The 20,560-nt window shown below is 70.0% G+C and carries 25 protein-coding genes; 11 read left to right on the top strand and 14 right to left on the bottom strand.

Annotated elements, in window-relative coordinates; all coding sequences use genetic code 11:
• The first annotated feature begins 326 nt into the window (after positions 1 to 326).
• Positions 327 to 1,895: a M4 family metallopeptidase gene (locus RPX00_RS40660; protein ID WP_406633682.1), complete on the top strand. Its 1,569-nt coding sequence runs from the start codon at positions 327 to 329 to the stop codon at positions 1,893 to 1,895.
• A gap of 86 nt (positions 1,896 to 1,981) precedes the next feature.
• On the opposite strand, the gene RPX00_RS40655 is transcribed toward RPX00_RS40660, so the two are convergent.
• Entirely contained in the window at positions 1,982 to 2,302 is a 321-nt protein-coding gene (locus tag RPX00_RS40655; protein ID WP_406633680.1) for an AzlD domain-containing protein, read from the bottom strand.
• Positions 2,302 to 2,997 carry an AzlC family ABC transporter permease gene (locus RPX00_RS40650; protein WP_406633678.1) on the bottom strand — a complete coding sequence of 232 codons (696 nt, stop codon included), beginning with the start codon at positions 2,995 to 2,997 and terminating at the stop codon, positions 2,302 to 2,304. Before RPX00_RS40650 ends, RPX00_RS40655 begins: the two co-directional genes overlap by 1 nt.
• Before the next feature lie 70 nt (positions 2,998 to 3,067).
• On the opposite strand from RPX00_RS40650, the gene RPX00_RS40645 reads away from it, so the two are divergent.
• The gene (locus RPX00_RS40645; RefSeq protein WP_354745274.1) at positions 3,068 to 3,631 is read left to right on the top strand and encodes a helix-turn-helix domain-containing protein; all 564 of its coding nucleotides are present in this window, start codon (positions 3,068 to 3,070) and stop codon (positions 3,629 to 3,631) included.
• Between the two features lie 8 nt (positions 3,632 to 3,639).
• Here RPX00_RS40645 and RPX00_RS40640 read toward each other — a convergent pair whose 3' ends face one another.
• Both RPX00_RS40640 and RPX00_RS40635 read right to left on the bottom strand, forming a co-directional pair.
• A complete protein-coding gene (locus RPX00_RS40640) occupies positions 3,640 to 4,662 on the bottom strand; it encodes an NADPH:quinone reductase (RefSeq protein ID WP_406633676.1) in 1,023 nt (340 codons plus the stop codon).
• A gap of 26 nt (positions 4,663 to 4,688) precedes the next feature.
• Entirely contained in the window at positions 4,689 to 6,287 is a 1,599-nt protein-coding gene (locus RPX00_RS40635) for an AMP-binding protein (protein WP_406633674.1), read from the bottom strand.
• A gap of 187 nt (positions 6,288 to 6,474) precedes the next feature.
• Between RPX00_RS40635 and RPX00_RS40630 the strand changes: the two genes are divergently transcribed.
• Complete coding sequence (locus RPX00_RS40630) at positions 6,475 to 6,894, top strand: iron-containing alcohol dehydrogenase (RefSeq protein WP_406633672.1); 420 nt, start codon at positions 6,475 to 6,477, stop codon at positions 6,892 to 6,894.
• A gap of 11 nt (positions 6,895 to 6,905) precedes the next feature.
• Positions 6,906 to 7,649 carry an iron-containing alcohol dehydrogenase gene (locus RPX00_RS40625; protein WP_406633670.1) on the top strand — a complete coding sequence of 248 codons (744 nt, stop codon included), beginning with the start codon at positions 6,906 to 6,908 and terminating at the stop codon, positions 7,647 to 7,649.
• Positions 7,650 to 7,703: 54 nt separating this feature from the next.
• Here the strand turns inward: RPX00_RS40625 and RPX00_RS40620 are convergent, their stop codons facing one another.
• Complete coding sequence (locus RPX00_RS40620; RefSeq protein WP_406633669.1) at positions 7,704 to 8,252, bottom strand: TetR/AcrR family transcriptional regulator; 549 nt, start codon at positions 8,250 to 8,252, stop codon at positions 7,704 to 7,706.
• A 107-nt stretch (positions 8,253 to 8,359) separates the two neighbouring features.
• Positions 8,360 to 9,337 carry an NADPH:quinone oxidoreductase family protein gene (locus RPX00_RS40615; protein ID WP_406633667.1) on the bottom strand — a complete coding sequence of 326 codons (978 nt, stop codon included), beginning with the start codon at positions 9,335 to 9,337 and terminating at the stop codon, positions 8,360 to 8,362.
• Between the two features lie 117 nt (positions 9,338 to 9,454).
• On the opposite strand from RPX00_RS40615, the gene RPX00_RS40610 reads away from it, so the two are divergent.
• Positions 9,455 to 10,297 carry a MaoC/PaaZ C-terminal domain-containing protein gene (locus RPX00_RS40610; protein WP_406633665.1) on the top strand — a complete coding sequence of 281 codons (843 nt, stop codon included), beginning with the start codon at positions 9,455 to 9,457 and terminating at the stop codon, positions 10,295 to 10,297.
• Between the two features lie 64 nt (positions 10,298 to 10,361).
• Complete coding sequence (locus RPX00_RS40605; protein WP_406633663.1) at positions 10,362 to 10,838, top strand: cupin domain-containing protein; 477 nt, start codon at positions 10,362 to 10,364, stop codon at positions 10,836 to 10,838.
• A gap of 513 nt (positions 10,839 to 11,351) precedes the next feature.
• On the opposite strand, the gene RPX00_RS40600 is transcribed toward RPX00_RS40605, so the two are convergent.
• The 3 genes from RPX00_RS40600 to RPX00_RS40590 form a co-directional block, all read right to left on the bottom strand.
• The gene (locus RPX00_RS40600) at positions 11,352 to 12,512 is read right to left on the bottom strand and encodes a flavin-dependent oxidoreductase (protein ID WP_406633661.1); all 1,161 of its coding nucleotides are present in this window, start codon (positions 12,510 to 12,512) and stop codon (positions 11,352 to 11,354) included.
• Between the two features lie 106 nt (positions 12,513 to 12,618).
• Positions 12,619 to 12,885: a response regulator transcription factor gene (locus RPX00_RS40595; protein WP_406633660.1), complete on the bottom strand. Its 267-nt coding sequence runs from the start codon at positions 12,883 to 12,885 to the stop codon at positions 12,619 to 12,621.
• Positions 12,882 to 13,250, bottom strand: a complete 369-nt coding sequence (locus RPX00_RS40590; protein WP_406633658.1) for a response regulator transcription factor — start codon at positions 13,248 to 13,250, stop codon at positions 12,882 to 12,884. The genes RPX00_RS40595 and RPX00_RS40590 overlap by 4 nt, the downstream gene beginning before the upstream one ends.
• A gap of 22 nt (positions 13,251 to 13,272) precedes the next feature.
• Between RPX00_RS40590 and RPX00_RS40585 the strand changes: the two genes are divergently transcribed.
• Positions 13,273 to 14,340 carry a sensor histidine kinase gene (locus tag RPX00_RS40585; RefSeq protein WP_406633656.1) on the top strand — a complete coding sequence of 356 codons (1,068 nt, stop codon included), beginning with the start codon at positions 13,273 to 13,275 and terminating at the stop codon, positions 14,338 to 14,340.
• On the opposite strand, the gene RPX00_RS40580 is transcribed toward RPX00_RS40585, so the two are convergent.
• The 3 genes from RPX00_RS40580 to RPX00_RS40570 all read right to left on the bottom strand — a co-directional run bounded on the left by RPX00_RS40580 (position 14,300) and on the right by RPX00_RS40570 (position 16,051).
• Positions 14,300 to 15,049, bottom strand: a complete 750-nt coding sequence (locus RPX00_RS40580) for a polysaccharide deacetylase family protein (protein ID WP_406633654.1) — start codon at positions 15,047 to 15,049, stop codon at positions 14,300 to 14,302. The two genes, RPX00_RS40585 and RPX00_RS40580, sit on opposite strands and share 41 nt — an antisense overlap.
• A 122-nt stretch (positions 15,050 to 15,171) precedes the next feature.
• Complete coding sequence (locus RPX00_RS40575; RefSeq protein WP_406633652.1) at positions 15,172 to 15,603, bottom strand: Hsp20/alpha crystallin family protein; 432 nt, start codon at positions 15,601 to 15,603, stop codon at positions 15,172 to 15,174.
• A gap of 169 nt (positions 15,604 to 15,772) precedes the next feature.
• Positions 15,773 to 16,051 carry a hypothetical protein gene (locus RPX00_RS40570; RefSeq protein ID WP_406633650.1) on the bottom strand — a complete coding sequence of 93 codons (279 nt, stop codon included), beginning with the start codon at positions 16,049 to 16,051 and terminating at the stop codon, positions 15,773 to 15,775.
• 135 nt (positions 16,052 to 16,186) lie between these two features.
• On the opposite strand from RPX00_RS40570, the gene RPX00_RS40565 reads away from it, so the two are divergent.
• A complete protein-coding gene (locus RPX00_RS40565) occupies positions 16,187 to 16,504 on the top strand; it encodes a helix-turn-helix domain-containing protein (protein ID WP_406633648.1) in 318 nt (105 codons plus the stop codon).
• An 82-nt stretch (positions 16,505 to 16,586) separates the two neighbouring features.
• On the opposite strand, the gene pdxS is transcribed toward RPX00_RS40565, so the two are convergent.
• Entirely contained in the window at positions 16,587 to 17,498 is a 912-nt protein-coding gene (gene pdxS, locus RPX00_RS40560) for a pyridoxal 5'-phosphate synthase lyase subunit PdxS (RefSeq protein WP_037811282.1), read from the bottom strand.
• A 413-nt stretch (positions 17,499 to 17,911) separates the two neighbouring features.
• On the opposite strand from pdxS, the gene pdxT reads away from it, so the two are divergent.
• From pdxT to RPX00_RS40545, 3 genes are all read left to right on the top strand, one after another.
• Positions 17,912 to 18,547: a pyridoxal 5'-phosphate synthase glutaminase subunit PdxT gene (gene pdxT / locus RPX00_RS40555; protein WP_406633646.1), complete on the top strand. Its 636-nt coding sequence runs from the start codon at positions 17,912 to 17,914 to the stop codon at positions 18,545 to 18,547.
• Positions 18,548 to 18,605: 58 nt separating this feature from the next.
• On the top strand, positions 18,606 to 19,361 hold the full coding sequence (locus tag RPX00_RS40550; RefSeq protein ID WP_406633644.1) for a YebC/PmpR family DNA-binding transcriptional regulator: 756 nt from the start codon (positions 18,606 to 18,608) through the stop codon (positions 19,359 to 19,361).
• A gap of 157 nt (positions 19,362 to 19,518) precedes the next feature.
• Positions 19,519 to 20,037 (top strand): DUF4262 domain-containing protein, encoded by a 519-nt coding sequence (locus tag RPX00_RS40545; protein WP_406633642.1) that lies wholly within the window; start codon positions 19,519 to 19,521, stop codon positions 20,035 to 20,037.
• A gap of 5 nt (positions 20,038 to 20,042) precedes the next feature.
• Here the strand turns inward: RPX00_RS40545 and RPX00_RS40540 are convergent, their stop codons facing one another.
• Positions 20,043 to 20,492, bottom strand: coding sequence for a cupin domain-containing protein (locus RPX00_RS40540; protein WP_406633640.1), 450 nt, complete (start codon positions 20,490 to 20,492; stop codon positions 20,043 to 20,045).
• Positions 20,493 to 20,560: the final 68 nt, after the last annotated feature.

Raw genomic sequence — 20,560 nt, 5'->3', positions numbered from 1 at the left:
TACCGGCCCGCTCGATTCCACTGTGGACGGCCAGGCGATCCACTGTCCACAAAGGATTAGTCGGCGAATTTACGCCGGATTCATCCGGTAAGCCGGACTGCTGCCGAGGTGGGCGTCTCGCGTTTCTTGGGCGGAAAGCGGATATTCCGGAAAACGCACGCGGGAAATCAGGGCGAATGGTGGCGAAGTTGATAACTTAACGACCTTCGTCGGTTGCCGGGAGTTGGGAAAAACCCGACTCTTGGCGGGGTTCGATCCCATTCCACTTCCGAATCCGGCCCCCACCCCCGGGCCTGATCCGGCCTGTCCGGAGGAGAACACCGCCGATGAAATCGCGCCGACCGCTCGTGCTGCTCGCAGCCGGGGTGCTGGCCGGGGCCGTCACCACGGCCACCGCCGCCCACGCGCAGCCCCTCGAACCGCGGAGTCCGCAAGCCGCCGAAGCGCTGGCGGCCAGCGCCGCGCAGGCGCTGGTGGCCGCCCGGCCCGCCGCGCTGCACGCCAGCAAGGACGACGTTTTCCAGCAGCACAAGGTGATCTCGTCCACCAACGGGCTGAAGTACGTGCCCTACGACCGCACCTACAAGGGCCTGCCGGTCGTGGGCGGCGACTTCGTCGTGGCCACGAACTCCGCCGGAGCGGTCCTCGCCACCTCGGTCGCGCAGAAGGCCGCGATCGACCTGCCCAGCACCACGCCGAAGCTGACCGCGAGCCAAGCTGAAGCGATCGCGCGCACTCAAGTGCCCACTGTGGACAGTGTGCGCCCGGCGCAGCTGGCCGCTTATGCCCTCGGCAGCCCGAAACTCGCCTGGACGACCCAGGTGACCGGGCGGAACGCGGAAGGCCCGAGCAAGCTGGACGTCGTTGTCGACGCCCTGACCGGCAAGGTGCTGAAAACCAAGGAGCACGTGGCCTACGGCGACGCGCAGGCGGTGTGGAACGGCCCGGAGCCGCTGCACATCGACACCTCGTCAGACGGTGCTGGCGGCTACTCGATGACTGACCCGACCATCGGGAACGTCGCCTGTCAGGACGCCGACACCCAGCAGACCTTCACCAAATCGACCGACACCTGGGGCAACGGCGACGAGACCGACAAGGAAACCGGCTGCGCCGACGCCCTCTACGGCATCCAGCAAGAGAACAAGATGCTGTCGCAATGGCTGGGCCGCAACAGCTTCGACGGCAACGGCGGCGGCTGGCCGATCCGCGTCGGCCTCAACGAGCAGAACGCCTACTACGACGGCACCCAGGTCCAGGTCGGGAACAACACCGCCGGGCAGTGGATCGGCTCGATCGACGTGATCGCGCACGAGTTCGGCCACGGCATCGACGACCACACGCCCGGCAGCATGTCCGGCGGCGGCACCCAGGAATTCGTCGCGGACGTCTACGGGGCCGCGTCCGAATGGTTCGCCAACGAGCCCGCGCCGTACGCGGTCCCGGACTTCCTCGTCGGCAACCAGGTGAACCTCGTCGGCAGCGGGCCGATCCGCAACATGTACGACCCGTCCCAGCTCGGCCACGCGAACTGCTACGACGACTCGATTCCCGGCACCGAGGTGCACGCCGCGGCGGGCCCCGGCAACCACTGGTTCTACCTGCTCGCCGAGGGTTCGAGCCCGACCAACGGCCAGCCGGCCAGCCCGACCTGCGACAACTCGTCGGTCACCGGGCTCGGCGTGGAGACCGCGGTGAAGATCTTCTACAACGCGATGCTGCTGAAGAACAGCGGCAGCTCCTACCAGAGCTACCGCACCTGGACGCTGACCGCGGCGAAGAGCCTCTTCCCGAATAGCTGCACCGAATTCAACACGGTGAAGGCGGCGTGGGACGCGGTGAGCGTGCCCGCGCAGCCGGAAGACCCGACGTGCGGAGCGGTCGCCGCTCGATGAACGGAAATTGATTTCCCCACCGGCGGGAGGGGGAGACGAGCACTTCGTCTTCCCCTCCCGGTCATTTTTTCCGCGCTCGCGGTTATTTACGGCACCCCGGCGAGCCGCAATAACGCGGCGGTCGCCGCGGCGGCGATGACCACCAGCACGAATGGCGCCTTCCGCCAAGCCAGCACCCCGCCCACCAGCACTCCGGCCGGACGCGCGATCCCGGCGAATTCATGCCCCTGGGTCAACGCGCTGGTCGCCACCAGCGCGGCGAGCAGCACCACCGCGGAGAGCGTCATCAGCCGCTCGGCCCGCGGCGACAGCCGCACCCGCGTGCGCAGCATCGGCCCGGCGAGCCGGAACGCGAAGGTTCCCGCGGCCAGCACGAGTGTCGCGACGATCAGTTCCGCGCCGTCCATCAGTGCGCTCCTTCCAGCGACTTCGGCTCCTTCGCCGCCGCGCCGGCAACCACTCCGACCAGCGCGAGGAGCACCGGCAGACCGGCCGGGAGCAGGGGAGTGGCGGCGAGCGCGACCACCACGCCGATCAGCACCGGCAGTCGCGACGCCCGGTCCTTCAGCGACGGCAGCACCAGGGCCAGCAGCACCGCCGGGAAGGCGGCGTCCAGGCCGAACGCGTCGGTGTCGCTGATCGCGGACCCGGCGAACGCGCCGACCACCACTCCGAGGTTCCAGCACACGAACAGCCCGATGCCGCACGCCCAGTACGCCGCCCGGCGACGGTCCGCTTCGCGCTGGGCCAGCGCGAACGCCACCGATTCGTCGATCATCAGATGGCTTCCGGCCAGCCGCCCGAGCAGCCCGCGGCCGAGCGCGTCGCCGACCGCGAACCCGAACGGCACGTGCCGCGCGTTCACCAGCAGCCCGGCGGCGACCGCGGCGAGCGGATTGCCGCCCGAGGCGACGATGCCGACGAACATGAACTGCGACGCGCCGGCGAAGACCAGCAGGGACAGCAGCATCGGTGCCCACAGCGGGAGGCCGGAGCCCACCGCGATGGCACCGTAGGACACGCCTACGAGGGCGTCGGCCAGGCAGACTAGGCCGATGTCGCGGGCGAGGCCGCGATCGAGTGTTCGCCAAATCGAACGCATAGTGTCCTATGCTGAACACGACTGGCCCTGTTCGTCAAGGCGAACGACAAGACTGATGGAGCGAACACACATGCCGAACGAGAGCACCGGCGCGCCGCTGGACATCATCGCGGCGTCCCTTCGCCGCGAGCGGGCCCGCGCCGGCCTCTCGCTGACCGAGGTCGCGCGCCGCGCCGGCCTGGCGAAATCCACGTTGTCCCAGCTGGAATCCGGGTCCGGCAATCCGAGCGTGGAGACGCTGTGGGCACTCGGCGTCGCGCTGGACGTGCCGTTCTCGCGCCTGGTCGAACCGGAACGGCAGGAGGTGAAGGTGATCCGCGCGGGCAAGGGCCCGACGGTGTTCGCCGAACACGCCGACTACGCGTGCACGCTGCTGTCGGCCTGCCCGTCCGCGGCGCGCCGGGACATCTACCTGGTGAGCGCGGAACCGGGCATCCCGCGGCGGTCGGATCCGCACATGAGCGGCGTGGTCGAGCACACCGTGCTGTGCGCCGGCCGCGCGCGGATCGGCATCATGGACGACCCGGTGGAGATGCTGCCGGGCGACTACATCTGTTACCCCGGGGACGTTCCGCACATCTTCGAGGCGCTGGAGCCGGGGACGTTCGGGGTGGAGATCTCCGAATACAACTGACCGGCGGCTTACGCCGATGCCACGTCGACCAGGACCTTTCCCAGCAGGCCGCCCTCGACCGCCCGGTGGGCTTCCGCGACGCGGTCGAGGGAGTACCGGTGGATCGGCAGCCCGTGTTCGGCGCCGACCTCCATCGCGCCGTCCGCGGCGGCGGCGCGTACGTCGGCCAGGGCGTTCGCTTTGCTGTCCGGGTCGGTCGTGTAGGTGAAGGTGAAATCCAGCTGCACGTTCTTGACCAGCATTTCCCGCGACGGGATCGGGAGGCGGTCGCCGTTGCCGTAGCTGTAGACGTTGATGTTGCCGCCGTGCGCGAGCGCGGCCAGATCGACTGCCAGATTGCTGCCCAGGTCGACCTCGACGATGTGGTGCACCCCGGCCGGCGACAGCTGCGAGACGCGCGCGGCGACGTCCTCGGTGCGGTAGTCGATGACCTGGTGGGCACCGGCTTTGCGGGCGAGTTCCGCCTTTTCCGGGCTGCTGACGGTCGCCAGGACGGTCGCGTCCGACCAGGCCGCCAGTTGGATCGCGGCGTGGCCGACCGCTCCGGCGCCGCCTTGGACCAATACGGTTCGCCCGGCCATGGTGCCGGGGCCGAGGCGGTGCGGTCCGCGCGCTGACGTGGTCAGGGTGCGGTGCGCGGTGAGAGCCGGAATGCCGAGGCTGGCACCGACGTCGAAGCTCGCGCTGTCCGGCAGCGGCACGACGTGGCGCGCGGGCACCGAGACGAACTCCTGCGCGGTGCCTGCCGGGCTGTCGAACGCGACGTCCCACAGCCACACCCGTTGGCCGGGCGCGAAATCCTGGACGCCGTCGCCGACCGCGTCCACCACTCCGGCACCGTCCTGATGCGGGACTTGCTCCGCGAACCGCAGTCCGGACGACTGGCCCGAGCGGCTGCGCCAGTCCGTCGGATTCACCCCGGACACGACGACGCGGACCCGGACCTCGCCCGGTGCGACGGCGGGAATCTCCCGCTCGACGAGCTGGAGCACCTCCGGGCCGCCGGTGCTGCGGTAGACCACTGCCTTCACGAATCAACCTTTCCGAGCATCGTTCTTCAGCGCGCGAGCTTGACCCCGGCGGCCTCGCGATCCCAGGTGTCGGCGGTGACCGCCGATTCCCGCAGGACCGCTTTCTGGATTTTCGCCGTGGGGGTCTTGGGCAATTCCGGAACGAACCGGATATAGCGGGGGACCATGTAGTACGCCATCCGCGGTTCGAGGAAACGGATCAGCTCCACTGGATCAAGATCCGTTCCGGGAACGGTCGCGATCACCGCGAGCACCTCGTCCTCGGAAATCTCGCTCGGAACCGGGACGACGGCCGCCTCGCGCACGCTCGGATGCGCCATGATTTCCGCTTCGACTTCCATCGACGAAATGTTCTCGCCGCGCCGGCGGATCGAGTCCTTGAGCCGGTCGGCGAAGTAGTAGTTGCCGTCCGCGTCCTTGCGCGCGGTGTCCCCGGTGTGGAACCAGCCGTTGCGCCAGGCTTTCGCGGTCGCCTCCGGCATCCGGAAGTACCCGTGGGACAACGCCCACGGCGCGTCGGTGCGGAGGACGATCTCGCCGACCGAACCGGTCGGCACCTCGCGGTCGGCCTCGTCGACCAGCCGGATTTCGACGCCGGGCCGGGCCTTGCCGCAGGTCCCTTTTTCGGCCGGATTCGGCCCGGACACGATCGGCGCGGACAATTCCGTCATGTTGTAGATCGTGTAGACGTCCACGCCGAACCGTTTCGAGAACGCCGCGATGTCGTCGAGGAGCGGGACGACGAAAATCTTGGTGAGCGGATTGTCCGCGTCGCCGGGTTCCGGCGGGCGCCGGTTCACGAAATTGGCCATTACGCCGAGCAGGAACACCATGGTGGATCCGGTCTCCCGGATCTGCCGCCAGAACTGCTCGCCGCTGAACCGTTCGACCACCGCGACCGAACCGCCGTTCAGCAGCATCGCGTAGAGCAGGGTCGAACCGCCCGCGTGAAAGGCCGGCATGTTGATCAGGAACCGGTCGTCGGCGGTCATGATCGGCATCGACACCGGGCCGAAGGCGGACCACGCCTGCATGTACGACGTCAGAACGCCCTTGGAGGGGCCGGTCGTGCCCGAGGTGTAGAGGATCGCCTGGGTGTGCCAGGGCTCGATGGGGGTGCCGGGTTCGGGCACCTCGCCGTCGAGGTTCGGAAGTGCCGATGCCCGGATTACCTGGAGCCCGTCGAGGCCGGGATCGCCGTCGCCGACCTGGATCGCGACGCGGAGGCCGCCGCGCTGGCCGATCTCGGCGAGGCGGGGCAGCAGGTCCGCGTCCGCGATGATGATCTCGGCCTCGGAGTTGTCCAGCACGTGGGCGAGAAGACCGCCGCGGTACGCCGTGTTGATCGGCACGAACACCGCGCCGAGATAGTTGATCGCGAACCAGAACCGCAGCACGTCCGGTCCGTTGGGCAGCCAGCACACGACGTTGTCGAACTGCCGCACGCCCAACGCTTCCAGCGCCGCGGCGGTCTGGCGGACCTCGCCCAGCAGATCGGCCCGCGTCCAGGTCGGCCCTCCGTCGAAGACCGCGAAAACCTTGTCCGGGTCTTCGGCCGCGCGGCGTTCGAGCAGGTACCTCAGCACCAGCTCCTCGCGGGGCGGGACCCTCGGATCCACAGGCACGGCGGGCTCCCTTCGGATCATTTCTCGAACGGTCGGTACAGTTTCATGCCCAGCGCGGCGCGTCAAGTGCGGAAACGCTCGGGAGGTCGCTCGACTAAATACCGGATGACCGGTACAGTTCTGGCCGCTGCCCGGCCGGCCAGGCCGCCAGCCAGCCACAATGACGTGCGAAACCCGGAGGTTCCCCATGCCCGAAGTGCTGACGTTCGAGATGCCGCGGGTCGAAACGGTCGTCCAAGGCGCCGGAGCGGTGCGCGAGATCGGCGCGGAACTCGACCGAAGGGGGCTGCGGCGGGTGTTCCTCGTGACCGGCAGGTCGGTCGGCGGAAGCGAGGCGTTCGCGAAGCTGGCCGCCGACCTCGGCGACCGCGTCGCCGGGACGTTCTCCCGGGTCAAGGCGCACAATCCGGTCGAGTTGATCGTGGAGCTGATCGGGCAGGCGCGCGCGGCGAAGGCCGACGCGTTCGTCGCGGTCGGCGGCGGTTCGCCGTGCGACGCCGCGAAACTGGCCGCGATCGGCCTCTGCGAGGGTTCGGATTCGGTCGAGGATCTCGCCCGCAACTACCTCGAGTTCGAGTACCCGAGCACGATCCGGCAGCGCCCCTGACCGGCACGCCGATGCCCGTCTTCGCGGTCCCGACGACGTTGTCGGCGGCCGAATGGGACGGTTTCGCCGGATCCGTCGACGAATCGCGCGACACGAAGGACCTGACGGTCTACCTCGAAGCCACACCGAGGGTGGTCTTCCTCGACCCCGAGTTCTGCGCGAGCACCCCACGCGGCCTGTGGGCCACCACCGGCGTCCGGGCGCTGGACCACGCCGTCGAGACCGCCTACGCGAAGAACGCCCACCCCTTCACCACGGCGCTGGCCGACGGCGCGCTGACCATGCTCGCCGAGTACCTTCCGCGGTCGGTCCGCGATCCGCACGACCACGAGGCCGCGCTCAAGTGCCTGCAGGCGGCGTGGATGTCCATCATCGGCGTGCACAACGTTTCGCTCGGCCTCTCCCACGCGATCGGCCATCAGCTCGGCGCGGTCGGGATCCCGCACGGGGTCACCTCCTGCATCATGCTGCCGCACGTGATGCGCTTCCTCGAGCCGGTGACGTCGGCCGAGCAGGCGCGGATGGCACGGTCGCTGCAGCGGGTGCAGGGCGACACCGAGGACCTTCCCGCGGCGGACCGCCTGGAGCGCATCCTCGACGAGCTGGGGGTGCCGCGGCGGGTGTCGGAGTTCGGCGTCGGGCGCGAGAAGCTGAACGGCGTCGCGCGGGCCGCGCTGGGCGACATCGTGGTCCGCGAATCGCCGCGGACGGTCGACGAGACGGTGATCCGCGAGCTGCTCGAAGCGGTCTGGTAAGCGGAGCACGGAAAAAGCGGGGCCGGGATCGACCGGCCCCGCTTTTTCCGTTCGCTACCGCGGGTCTTGCCGGACCCCGTTGAGCACCGTGTCGGTGAACAGGTCGGCGATCTCCTCCGGAGTACGCTCGCCGTCCGGCCGGATCCACGCGTACGAGTAGTTGTAGTGCCCGAGAATGCCCTTGACCACCAGCGGATCCAGCTCGCGGAACTCGCCCGCTTCCGCCCCGTCGCGCAGGATCCCGGCCACCATCGCCTCGTACCGGTCGCGCGCGTCCTGGATGACCGCGCGCCGTTGCCCGGTGAGGGCCTTGAACTCCTGGAACGCGACTGTCCACTCCAGAGCGTGCTCGGCGAGGTTGCGCATCGTGGACCGCATCAGCTGCCGGAACCGCTCCTGATGCGTCGCCTCCGTCGCGACGATCCGGCCCGACTGCGTGAGCAGGTCCGACAGCCGGGTGTGGCAGATTTCGAACAGCAGCGTCTCTTTGCTGCCGATGTGGTGGTACAGCGCGCCCCGGCCGATCCCCGTGTCGTGGGAGATCATCTCGATCCCGGTGGCGTGGTAGCCGTTCTCGGCGAACAGCCGGACAGCGGACGTCATGATGCGCTGCCTGGCTTCCGCCCCCGCCCGGTTCGAGCGTCGTGCGGTGCTGCCGGGCTTCACGGGCATAGAACGCTTCCTTCGCTGGTCGACGGGCGGAGACGAGGCTAGCCGATCGCCGCGACGTCGAGAACGACCTTCCCGGACGTGGCGCGGTCTTCGATGGCCTGCAGCGCCTTCGCGGCGTCGGCGAGCGGGTAGACGCCGCCCACCACCGGCCGCACGAAGCCCTCGCGGGCGAGCCGGGAGAGTTCCGCGGCGGAGGCGGCCGCGATGCTGTCGTCCCGTTCGACGAAACCGCCCCAGTACACCCCGACGACCTCGATGTTCTTGAGCAGCAACCGGTTCACCGCGATCTCCGGGATGCCGCCCGCCGCGAAGCCGATCACCAGGTGCCGTCCCTCCGGGCGCAGCAGCCGGATGGAGTTCGCGAAGTACTCGCCGCCGACCGGATCCACCGTCACGTCGATCCCGTGCGGGGCGGCGGCGCGCACCGCGTCGGCCCAGCCTTCCTCGGCGACCACGACGTGATCCGCGCCCGCGGTTTCGGCGACGGCGACCGTGCTCGCCGAGTCGACCACCGCGGTGACGACCGCGCCGAGGCCCTTGGCGACCTGGATCGCGGCCGTGCCGACTCCGCCGGCGGCTCCGTGCACCAGCACGTGCTCGCCCGCGCGCAGCCGCCCGCGCCGGACCAGGGCGAAGTGGACGGTCTGGAAGTTCATCGCGAACGCCGCGCCCTGCTGGAACGACAGCTCGTCGGGCAGCGGGAACGTCACCGCGGGCTTGGCGGCGACCACCTCGGCATACCCGCCGCGCGGGACGTAGGCGGCGCAACGGTCGCCTGCCTTGACCGCCGCGCCCGCGGGAGCCGACCGGACGATCCCGGCCACCTCGACCCCGGGAACGAACGGGAGTTCGGGCCGCACCTGGTACTGGCCACGGGTCATGAGGGCGTCGACGAAGCTGACGCCGACGGCCTTCACGTCGATGACGATGTCGCCGTCGGCGGCCTCGGGCTCGGCCACCTCGACCAGCTCCACCGCGGCGGGTCCGTCGAGCGAGGAAATCTGGATCGCGCGCACTGTGCTCCCTCAAATCGGAAAACGGGCCGGCCGGTCCGGGCAAGGGCGGACCGGGCTCGGCGAGGTTCTGTTACTGTACCGACTGTTCAGTTTTTGGCAAGCGAGGACGGATGGCCGATGGCGACCGAGCACGTGATCCGAGTACTGCCGACCGACAGCCCCGGACTGGTCCGGACCGCCGGCCACCGCGTCGACGACCGCTGGCTGCGCGCCTTCGCGGCGGCGGTCGGCGACACCCGCGAGGAGTTCTTCGATCTCGACCGCGGCATCGTCGGCCACCCGGTGTTCCCGGTCTGCATCGAATGGCCGCTCATCGAGCAGGGCGCGCCGGGGATCGAGCTGTCCACCGAAACGCTGCGGCTGGGCCTGCATGTCGGACACCGGATCCGGATGCGCGCGCCGTTGCGGCCCGGCGAGGAAGTGCGGACCGAAGCACGGCTGCACCGGGCCGAGGCGCGGACCAACTCGGCGCTCATCGTCACGGAGTTCCGCACCACCACGCTCGACGGAACGCCGCTCGTCACCACGCAGGTGAGCACGCTGTACCGAGGTGTCCGGCTCGAAGGCGGCGAAATCACTGCCCCAGCGGAAAAACCCCGGCCGTCCGGTGCTGACCTCGCCCGGATCGCGACGTTCGAGACCGACGGGACCAACGCGGTCGTCTACAGCGAATGCGCGAGGATCTGGAATCCCATCCACACCGACATTCGCGTCGCGCGGGCGGCGGGCCTGGCCGACACGGTCCTGCACGGTACAGAAATGCTCGCGCGGGCAGTGTCCGCCGCGACCCCGGGCCGGACCGATCTCACCGGGGTCGAATGCCGCTTCACCAACCCGGTCTTCCCGGGGATGACGCTGTCGGTCCACGCGGGACGGACAGGTCCCGACGCCATCGCGTTCGACGTGCGTGCGGCGGACGGGACACCGGTTTTGGCGGACGGCCTCCTCACGTTCTCGTGACTGGCGGCTGTACACGGGAGGCCCGATAGCGCAGAGTCGGACGAAACATCGGCCAGGAGGTGTGATGACCGGCGAGGAAATCGTGCTCGGTCCCCTGCCCAAGGGGATCACGCCCGCCCGCGAGGGCATGCGGAACAAGGTGTGGAACGTGCTCGGCCACACCTACTCGATGAAGGCGGCCAGCGAGTCGAGCTTCGCGTTCGAGACCCTCGACCCGCCCGGCACCGGCGTGCCGCCGCACGTCCATCCGACCCAGGACGAGCACATCTACATCCTGGAAGGCGTCTTCACCCTCTACCTCGACGGCAAGTGGGAGACCGCGGGACCCGGCGACACCGTCCGGATGCCGAAGGGGCTCCCGCACGCCTATTACAACCGCAGCGAGAGCGTGACCCGGGGACTGTTCTGGGTCAGCCCGGCCGGTCAGCTGGCGACGCTGTTCGACAAGCTGCACAACCTGACCGACCCGGCCGAGGTGGTCCGGGTGTCGGCGCTGCACGACGTCGACTTCCTGCCGCCCGGTGCGGTGGAAGGCGCCTGACCGCCAGGTCCAGCCGCGGCAGGATTGTCGTCTGTGAGGGACCCCTTGAGGGAATCAGGTTCCGATGCCAGGGACTGAGGGCGGCGTGATGGGTGCGGCTGAGGTGTGTCCGCCCAGGCCGAATCGGCTGACGGACCGGGCTGGCTTGCGTCGGGGCCGACGCGGGCGACGGGAGCCGGGTGTGTCGTCCGTGAGGGACTCCCTGAGGGAATCTGATTCCCTCAGGGAGTCCCTCACAGCCTTATAGAAACGGGCGTAACGGCATTAATCCGGCATTTCACCGATGTGGGTGTCCTTTATGGACGGTTAGCGGCTGAGACCATCCGGCCCAACTCCCTGGCATGGGAATCAGATTCCCTCAAGGGGTCCCTCACGGACCCGCACATCCGGCATGACCGTGCCTGCCACGCACCCAACGCCGCATGGGGGGCGCTAGCCCTCCCCGTCGAACCACCGCGGTCCCGCCAGCCCTTGCGGCCCGGGGCAGCCCGCCTCAAGTTCCTGGCATGGGGCTCAGGCGCGGTTCACCTGCTGCTGGGACGCTCCGGACGCCTGGGCGTAGCCGGCGACGATCTCCTCCAGCGTGGCCGCGTCGATCACGTCCTCGAGCCGGGAGAAGCCGTCCGGAGCGCGCCGTTCGACCTCGTCGATGACGTTCTCCGGGCCGCCCCGGCGGTTGCGCAGCACGATCTCGCCGGTGGCCGCCAGCCGGTCGGCCTCGTACGCCCGGAGCGCCTCGGCGGGATCGGCGTGCTGGCTCAGGTGCGACGCGAGGCTGGTCGCGTCGAGAATCGCCTGGCCAGCGCCGTTCGAGCCCATCGGGTACATCGGATGCGCGGCGTCGCCCAGCAGCGTCACGCGTCCGTGGGACCACGCGGGCAGCGGATCCCGGTCGCACATCGGGAACTCGAAGATCTCTTCGGTGGCCTCGGCCAGCGCGATGTGGTCGACCTCCGGGCAGCGGAAGCGTCCGAGGTGCCGGGCCAGCTCCGCCCGGTCGCCGGGTTTGGCCCAGTCCTGGCGGTCCGGGGGAGGGGTGCAGGGCTGCCCGGTCTGAATGCAGACTGCCCAGTTCGTGAGCCGGGTGCCCGCGGAACGGCCTGGTCCGATCGGGTAGATCACCAGTTTGGCCGCGGTGCCGCCGGAGACGATCATCGAACGGCCGCCGCCGAACTCCGGCCAGTCGGTCGCCCCGCGCCACATCAGGACCCCGTTCCAGCGCGGCGGTCCTTCGTCGGGGAACAGCTGGGACCGCACGGCCGAGTGGATTCCGTCGGCCGCCACCAGAACGTCGCCGGTCACGGTGACCGGGGCGTCGCTGTCCCGCTCGGCGAAGCGCGCCTGGACTCCTTGTGTGTCCTGCTCGAACCCGGTCAGCCGATGTCCGATCCGCACCGCGTCGGGACCCAGCCGGTCCTGGACTGCTTGCAGCAGCATGCCCTGCAGCCTGCCTCGGTGCAGGCAGTACTGGGGGAGCGTGAACCCGGCGTCCAGCCCGCACGGCCTGCGCAGGATCACCTGCCCGAGCCGGTGGGTGTAGAACAGCTCGCGGGTCCGGATGCCGATCTCGTCCAACGCGTCGAGCAGACCGAGCGCGGCGAGTTCCTTGACGGCGTGCGGCAACGCGTTGATCCCGACGCCGAGTTCGCCGATCCGTGCGCTCTGCTCGTACACCGCGCACTCGATGCCTTCTGCGGTGCAGCCGCAGCGCCGCGGTCAGCCCGCCGATGCCCGCCCCGACGATGATGACCTTCACGGCAACCCCCTTGTCCTCGAACGCTCAGCGTGACGGAGACCGGGCTGGGCGCGCTACCGCCGACCGGAGGTGCTCGTCGGCGAGCAGCGCGGCCTGCGTCCGGCTGTCCACCTGGAGCTTCGCGAGCACGTTGCCGACGTGGACCTTCACCGTGCGCTCGGCCAGCCCCAGCTCGGCGGCGATGTCGCGATTGGACAGTCCGCGGCCGAGCAGGAGCAGCACGTCGCGTTCGCGCGGGGTCAACGCGTCGCCGGTCGGCGTGCGGAGTGTCGCCGCGACCGCCGGGCTCATCGCGGTGATGCCTTCGTGCGCCGCGCGGACCGCGGCCGCGAGTTCGGTGCCGGTGCTGTCCTTGAGCACGAATCCGCTCGCGCCCGCGGCCAGCGCGCGCCGGATTTCCCCGCGCGGCCGATCGTGGTGAGCATGACGACCTTCGCCGCCCATTCCCGCTGGATCCGCTGCAGGACTTCGATTCCGTCCATTCCCGGGAGATAAAGGTCCAGCAGGACGACGTCGGTATCGGCGTCGAGCGCGGCGAGCAGTTCGGCGCCGTCCGCGTGCGCGCCGAGCACGTCGATGTCCGGCTGAGCGCCGAGGATCAGCGCGAGGCCCTCCCGCACCAGCGCGTGGTCGTCGACGACGCGGACCCTGATCACCACGGCAGTCTACGCTCGATTCGTGCGCTGGTTCCGCGACCGGAAGTCGTTGTCAGACCTCGGAACGACCGTGCTCGTCGCCGTCTTGCTCGGGTTCGGCGGGGCGTGGGGGTGGGGCGGCCTCGCGCTCGTGACCGCGCAGGTCCTGCCGCTGGCCTTCCGCCGCCGGTTCCCGGGATGGGTGCTCGCCGTCGTCACCGCGGCCACCCTGGCCCGGCTGCTGACGACCCAGCCGCACAACATCGACTACGTGCCGGTGCTGATCGCGTTGTACACCGTGCCGAGCGCGCGCCGGGCTTGGGTGCGCTGGGGACTCGGCGGGCTTTCCGCCGCCGCTGTCAGCGCCGCCATGACCGTGTGGAAGGGCCCGATCGACGGCGCGCTGCTCTCGCTCGCGGTCTGCGTCATGGCGTGGCTGCTCGGCACCGAGCGACAGCGGCACGCGGCCGAGCGCGCGGAGTTCGCGCGATTCCGGTTGGAACGCCTGGCCGCCGAACGGCGGGAACGAACCGCGCGGCGGCTGCACGACACGCTCGCGCGCACCACCACGGTGATGCTTGTGCAGGCGGAGGCGCTCCTGGCCGTCGGCGAGCTGACCGCCGCGGACCGCGCCAGGGTGGACGCGATGCTCGCTGCCGGACGGGACGCGCTGAGCCAGGTTCGCGAAACCCTCCAGGAATTGCGGGACGACGGCGAGCAGCCGCCGGGGCCGGCGCTCGCCGCCGTTCTCGCCGAACTGTCCGCGGCGGGCCTCGTCATCGAGGAAGAGCCCGCCCTGCACCGGATTCCGGACGAGGTGCGGGACCTCGCCGACCGGATTGTCTCGGAGGCGGCCATCAATGCCTTGCGGCACAACGGTCCAGGCGTCCGGCTGCGCGTCGGCGTCGAGGCGTCGGCGGAAGCCGTCCGGATCGTGCTGCGCAACGACCAGAGCGGACAGCCGACCGCCGGTGCCGGGTACGGATTGGACAGCTTGCGCGCCCAGCTCGCCGCCCGAGGCGGTTCACTCGACGCGGGTCCCGAGGGCGGAGGCTGGACGGTCGTGGCGGTCATCCCTTGCCTTGCCGAGCCAGCAACTGCGACATGGTGACGAACCGGTAGCCGAGCGCCCGCAGCCGGTCGATGGTCGGGCCGATGGCCTCGCGCGTCTGCTCGCGTCCCGCGTACATGGGGTGGAACAACACGATCGATCCGGGGCGCACGTTCTGCACGGTGTAGTCAGCGATCGCCGTTGCGCTGCGGTCGATTTCGGGGAAGGAATTCGGTTCGACGTCCCAGGTGATCGTCTTGCGGTTGTGCTCGTGCAGGTAATAGGGCAGCGCGAACAGCTTCTTGCCGTTCGGCGGGCGGACGGTGATCTCGCCGGTATAGCCGGTGCCGCGGATCAGCGCGTCGGTGCGCTCGATCTCGCTCGCCGCGTAGCCGGGCGTGATCAGCAGCATGCGTTCGTGCGAGTAGGTGTGGTTGCCGATCTCGTGGCCCGCCGCCGCGATGGCGCGGCCGAGATCCGGATGAGCCGCCAGGTCCGATCCGATGAGGTAGAAGGTCGCGTGGATTCTCCGCGAGGCCAGTGTGTCCAGGACAGGTTGCACCCCAGCGGGATCGGGACCGTCGTCGAAGGTCAGGGCGACCACTTTCTCCGACGTTTCCACGCGAGCGGTGAGGCCGCCGAAGAACTGGAACGTCCGGGAACTCGCGATCCGGAGCAGTACGTAACCGCCGACGAGAAGCAGCACCACCACGACGGCCACAGCGATCAGCCAGCGACGAGCCCGTCTGGAGAGGGAAAAGCGGATCATGCGGCGAGCTTGCCGACGGGGGAGCGGCCCGGGAAGCCGCGAAGGTACTAGTCCCTCCGGCACAGCCGAACGGGCTGGCCGGACGCCCCGGCCCGCGTGCGAGCAGGGGCGTCTCAAAGCGGTCAGGCGTTGATCTGCTTGGCTTCGCGGCTGCCGCCGATGGCGATCTTGCGCGGTTTGGCTTGTTCGGCGATCGGCACCCGCAGGGTGAGCACGCCCGCCTCGTAATCGGCTTTGATGCTGTCGGTGTCGAGGGTGTCGCCGAGGAACAGCTGCCGGGAGAACACCCCGCGCGGCCGCTCGGAGACCTGGACCTCGGCGTCCTCGCCGTAGTCGGGCCTGCGTTCGGCTTTCACCGTCAGCACGTTGCGTTCGACGTCGAGGTCGATCGATTCCGGCGCGACCCCGGGCAGGTCGAACTGCACCACGTAGTCGTTGCCGGACCGGTAGGCGTCCATCGGCATCACCGCCGGACGGGTCGTGGTGCCATTGCCGCCGAAAAACTGCTGGGTCAGTCGATCGAGTTCCCGGAACGGGTCGGTTCGCATCAACATGACCATGCGCCTCCCTTTCTCCTTCCCTTGGCTGGTCTCGCTGTTCTCGTGACCGCGGGGTTTTCCCGCGGAGATCCGGCCCCGCCGCCGGATGCGGTGGCGGGGCCGGAACCAGTTCGGGTGAAAGCAACCGTGACGATCTCTGCGCGGTATCACCTCCCTGGCGAGGTCACGCTGGCGTGTTCGGGCTCCGCCGCGGCGGAGGAGACCGCTCCCGGCGTTCCGGCGGCCACGCTCGCCACCGGCGGGCCGCGGCTCGCCGCTCGCCAGGGGCGGGGCGCGGGTTCCGCGGGCGGAAGTCGTCGCTCGGCGGCGGGAGCATCGGGATGCCGCCGAAGCTGGCGGCCACGATCGCGTCGAACTCGGCGCGCAGCCAGACGGGATCGGCGCAGATCAGATCGGCGAATTCGCGGGCCGTCGGGCCCTGGCGGCTGATGGTGTCCGGCATCGTCGATCACCCCCCGGCTACGGTCTCGCGGCACCCAGGTCAGCTCTCGCGTCTGCTAATTTCTATAGCGCGGACTGGAGATTGTGTCAAGAAGCGGGCCGAGATAATCTTGAGCCAGCAGGAGAGGAGGTGCGCGTGGCCGGACTGGACAGCCTCGACGACCAGGACTACCCGGCTTACACGACCGGGCAGGCCGCCGAGCTGCTCGGCGTGCAGCAGGCGTTCCTGCGCAGCCTGGACGCCGCGGCCGTGGTGCGGCCCGAACGCTCCGGCGGCGGGCACCGCCGCTATTCGCGCCGCCAGCTGACCCTCGTGGTGCGGCTGCGCGAACAACTGGACGAGGGCCATTCCCTCGCCTCGGCCGCGCGGATCATCGGCCTGCAGGACGAACTCGCCGACGCCCGCGACGTCATCACTGGCCTCCGCGCCCAGCTGGACGAACGCGACCGCTGACCGCGCCGGGCCGGGCCGGAAACGACAGGACGGTGAGAGACCGAAGTCCCTCACCGTCCAGAGCGGTCTTCGTTAAGAGCCGTTACCAGCCGCGCTCAGCGAGCCGGTGCGGTTCCGGCACGTCCTCCACGTTGATCCCGACCATCGCTTCCCCGAGTCCGCGCGACACCTTCGCCAGCACGTCCGGGTCGTCGTGGAACGTCGTCGCCTTCACGATCGCCTCGGCGCGCTGTGCCGGGTTGCCGGACTTGAAGATGCCCGAGCCGACGAACACGCCCTCCGCGCCCAGCTGCATCATCATCGCCGCGTCGGCCGGGGTCGCGATGCCGCCCGCGGTGAACAGGACCACCGGCAGCTTGCCCGCCTCGGCCACCTCGCGGACCAGCTCGTACGGGGCCTGCAGCTCCTTGGCGGCGACGAACAGCTCGTCCTCCGGCAGCGACTGCAGGCGGCGGATCTCGCCGCGGATCTTGCGCATGTGCGTGGTCGCGTTCGAGACGTCGCCGGTGCCGGCCTCGCCCTTCGAGCGGATCATCGCCGCGCCCTCGGTGATCCGGCGCAGCGCCTCGCCGAGGTTGGTCGCGCCGCACACGAACGGCACGGTGAACGCCCACTTGTCGATGTGGTTCGCGTAGTCGGCGGGGGTCAGCACCTCGGACTCGTCGATGTAGTCGACGCCGAGCGACTGCAGCACCTGCGCCTCGACGAAGTGCCCGATCCGCGCCTTCGCCATCACCGGGATCGAAACCGCCTCGATGATGCCGTCGATGAGGTCCGGGTCGCTCATCCGGGCGACGCCGCCCTGCGCGCGGATGTCCGCGGGGACGCGCTCCAGCGCCATGACGGCGACCGCGCCCGCGTCCTCGGCGATCTTGGCCTGGTCGGCGGTCACGACGTCCATGATCACGCCGCCCTTGAGCATCTCCGCCATGCCGCGCTTCACCTTCGCGGTGCCGGTGACGGTCTGGGGTTCGGCGTTCTGCTGCTGCGACACCTCGGGGGCCTTTCTCGGGGGAGCGGAAGTGGTCTTCCCGTCCAGCGTAGGACGGCGGTGGACCGCTGAGGCAGGCCATTGCGCGGCTATCTCGGAAGGCCACTTTTCGCGCGGAAAGATCCACTTCGGCTCGGTCACTTTTCCGGCCGGAAGCGTTGACCTGGGCCTTCCGGAACGGCCTACCATGGAAGACGGGTCCGGGCCGGGAAGGCCAGCCCGGACCGGCACCGGTGGAGACCACCTTCGAGGTGGCCACTGGCGACAGATTTCAGCAGTCCACTTCACGCCGGCGCGGGACCGGCGCCCGGAGCGCCGTCCGGGCGGGCGGCGGCCCCCGCGCCGCCCGCCTGACCTGCCCGGTTGCGCTCCGGGCGGCCCCCCTAAGCTGGAGTGAACGTCTCACGGGAGGTCGGGTGGCGACAGCTACGGGAGCACGGCCGGCGGTCGGCGTGCTCGCCTTGCAAGGCGCCGTGCGCGAGCACGTCGCGATGCTGGAGGGCGCGGGCGCCCGCGCGGTTCCGGTGCGCCGCCCCGCCGAGCTGGCACAGGTGGACGGCCTGGTGCTCCCCGGCGGGGAGTCCACCACGATGTCGCGGCTGCTCGAGACCTTCGAGCTGCTCGAACCGCTGCGCGAGGCGATCGCGGGCGGCCTGCCCGCGTTCGGCTCGTGCGCCGGGATGATCCTGCTGGCCCGCCAGGTGCTCGACGGGCGCCCGGACCAGCAGCAGCTCGGCGGGCTCGACGTGGTCGTGCGGCGCAACGCGTTCGGCAGGCAGGTCGACTCCTTCGAGGCCGACCTCCCGTTCGCCGGCCTGTCCGGCGGGCCGCTGCACGCGGTGTTCATCCGGGCCCCGTGGGTCGAGAAGGCGGGCGACGGGGTCGAGGTGCTGGCCACCGTGCCCGACCCGGACGATCCGCCGGACGGGCCGCGGGCGGATAGGATCGTCGCCGTCCGGCAGGGGGCGGTGATGGCGACCGCGTTCCACCCGGAGATCACCCGGGACGAGCGCGTGCACCGGCTGTTCGTCGAGCTTGTGCGGAAAGCCTGAGCAAGGATTGCGGCGGCCGCGCCGGGAGGCCCGCGGCCGCGGAACAGATGGAGGAAAGATGAGCGGCCACTCCAAGTGGGCCACGACGAAGCACAAGAAGGCGAACCTCGACGCCAAGCGGGGCAAGCTCTTCGCGCGGCTGATCAAGAACATCGAGGTCGCCGCCCGCACCGGGACCGGCGGAGGGGACCCGGACGGCAACCCCACGCTGTACGACGCCATCCAGAAGGCGAAGAAGAACTCGGTCCCGCAGGACAACATCGAGCGCGCGCGCAAGCGCGGCGCCGGCGAGGAAGCGGGCGGGGCGGACTGGCAGAACATCACGTACGAGGGCTACGGCCCGAACGGCGTGGCGGTGCTGATCGAGTGTCTCACCGACAACAAGAACCGCGCCGCGATGGAGGTCCGGACCGCGCTCACGCGCAACAACGGCTCGCTCGCCGACCCGGGTTCGGTCGCCTACATGTTCAACCGCAAGGGCGTCGTGATCATGCCCAAGGCGGACGCGACCGAGGACGACGTCCTCATGGCGGTCCTCGACGCGGGCGCCGAGGAGGTCAACGACCTCGACGAGAGCTTCGAGATCGTCTCCGAGGGCGGCGACCTGGTGCCGGTGCGCAAGGCGCTGCAGGAGGCCGGTTTCGAGTACGAATCGGCCGAGCTGACCTTCCTGCCGTCGGTGAGCGTGCCGCTCGACGTCGAGGGCGCGAAGAAGGTCTTCAAGCTGATCGACGCGCTCGAGGACTGCGACGACGTGCAGAACGTGTACGCGAACTTCGACGTGTCCGACGAGGTCATGGCCGCGGTGGACTGATCCAATCGCCGCGACACGGCCGCGCCCCCGGCACTCCCGGGGCGCGGCCGTGTTCGTTTCGATTTCCGTTGGCGCGCAAGGGAAACCGGGAAAATCCTTGGGGCGTCCGGAAAATGACCGGCGCGGGGACTGGGCTCGGGCGCGCGGGTGGGGCAGAATGTCCGCCGTGACGACCTCCCTCACCGAAGAAGAGCAGAGCCTCATCGCCTGGATCGAAACGCAGGCGAGGGAACGAGGGAACGCGGTCATCGCCGTGGCCGCCGACGACCAGGGCGCGGGCTACTGCTTCACCGCGTGCGCGTGGGCGCTGCACAACGTGCCCGAGGCGGTCGTGATCGGGCTGCCCGACCACATGGCCCCGGTGCTGCTCGACGCGTACGTCGACCGTTCCGCCAACGGCGAGATCTTCGAGGTCGGCAAACGCTACGACGATTTCTTCGAGGGCGCGCCGGTGATCTTCGAACGCGTCGCGAAAGGCCACTACCCGGAGTACTTCGGGTCCGCGTTCCTCGTCTACCCGGACGGCGACTTCCCGGCGCTGCAGATGATCGTCGCGACGCCGGACGGGCACTTCCCGTGGCACGCCGACGCGCCCGAGGGCTTCGCCGAATGGCAGCCGGTGCTCACCGAGAGCGGAGACCCGGAAAGCTGGACGCCCGGCGTCGACGGGCCCTGACCCGGCTAGCCGGGGCCGAACGCGGCCAGGTCGGCGGCGGCGTCCGGGAATCGCGCGGCCAGCGTCGCCGGATCCGCGAACTCCACGCAGTCGTCGGTGTAAGGCGGCACCACCACGGTGCCGAGCAGGCTCCACGCGCCCAGCGGCACCGTGGCCTGCCAGGTCCCGGCAGGCACCACGACCTGCGGACGTTCTCCGGCGGCCACGTCGCTGCCCAGCACCGGGCGGGTCACCTTCCCGTCGGGATGCAGCAGGAGCATCCGCGCGGGCGAACCGGCGTGGTGCACGAACACTTCGACGCGGTCGAGCCGGTGCGGTGCGGAGAACTCGGGCGCGGTGAGGAGGTAATAGATCGCCGAACCCTCGGCCGCGCGCCAGCTCTCCGCGAACCGGCCGCCCTCCACCGGCAGCGGCTCCAGCCCCAGGTGCGCGACGTAGTCCTCTGGTCCCGGCATGCCCCCAGCGTGCTTGCGGGCGGGCCCGGCAGGCAAACCGGTCATGGCATCACATGTGCGCACATGTG

The sequence above is a fragment of the Amycolatopsis sp. WGS_07 genome, from assembly GCF_045278895.1.
Lineage (GTDB): Bacteria > Actinomycetota > Actinomycetes > Mycobacteriales > Pseudonocardiaceae > Amycolatopsis.
Note: the sequence above shows the minus strand (reverse complement) of the source record. Positions and strands in the feature narration are given on the sequence as shown.

Excerpts from the sequence above, each read along its gene's own strand:
- RPX00_RS40595 (WP_406633660.1), bottom strand. The coding sequence starts at position 12,885 with ATGAGCCCGGCGGTCGCGGCGACACTCCGCACGCCGACCGGCGACGCG.
- RPX00_RS40655 (WP_406633680.1), bottom strand. The coding sequence starts at position 2,302 with ATGGACGGCGCGGAACTGATCGTCGCGACACTCGTGCTGGCCGCGGGA.
- RPX00_RS40660 (WP_406633682.1), top strand. The coding sequence starts at position 327 with ATGAAATCGCGCCGACCGCTCGTGCTGCTCGCAGCCGGGGTGCTGGCC.
- RPX00_RS40540 (WP_406633640.1), bottom strand. The coding sequence starts at position 20,492 with ATGCCGGGACCAGAGGACTACGTCGCGCACCTGGGGCTGGAGCCGCTG.
- RPX00_RS40645 (WP_354745274.1), top strand. The coding sequence starts at position 3,068 with ATGCCGAACGAGAGCACCGGCGCGCCGCTGGACATCATCGCGGCGTCC.
- RPX00_RS40570 (WP_406633650.1), bottom strand. The coding sequence starts at position 16,051 with ATGCCGGACACCATCAGCCGCCAGGGCCCGACGGCCCGCGAATTCGCC.
- RPX00_RS40605 (WP_406633663.1), top strand. The coding sequence starts at position 10,362 with ATGACCGGCGAGGAAATCGTGCTCGGTCCCCTGCCCAAGGGGATCACG.
- RPX00_RS40650 (WP_406633678.1), bottom strand. The coding sequence starts at position 2,997 with ATGCGTTCGATTTGGCGAACACTCGATCGCGGCCTCGCCCGCGACATC.
- RPX00_RS40545 (WP_406633642.1), top strand. The coding sequence starts at position 19,519 with ATGTCCGCCGTGACGACCTCCCTCACCGAAGAAGAGCAGAGCCTCATC.
- RPX00_RS40575 (WP_406633652.1), bottom strand. The coding sequence starts at position 15,603 with ATGTTGATGCGAACCGACCCGTTCCGGGAACTCGATCGACTGACCCAG.
- RPX00_RS40550 (WP_406633644.1), top strand. The coding sequence starts at position 18,606 with ATGAGCGGCCACTCCAAGTGGGCCACGACGAAGCACAAGAAGGCGAAC.
- RPX00_RS40620 (WP_406633669.1), bottom strand. The coding sequence starts at position 8,252 with ATGACGTCCGCTGTCCGGCTGTTCGCCGAGAACGGCTACCACGCCACC.
- RPX00_RS40610 (WP_406633665.1), top strand. The coding sequence starts at position 9,455 with ATGGCGACCGAGCACGTGATCCGAGTACTGCCGACCGACAGCCCCGGA.
- RPX00_RS40625 (WP_406633670.1), top strand. The coding sequence starts at position 6,906 with ATGCCCGTCTTCGCGGTCCCGACGACGTTGTCGGCGGCCGAATGGGAC.
- RPX00_RS40630 (WP_406633672.1), top strand. The coding sequence starts at position 6,475 with ATGCCCGAAGTGCTGACGTTCGAGATGCCGCGGGTCGAAACGGTCGTC.
- RPX00_RS40580 (WP_406633654.1), bottom strand. The coding sequence starts at position 15,049 with ATGATCCGCTTTTCCCTCTCCAGACGGGCTCGTCGCTGGCTGATCGCT.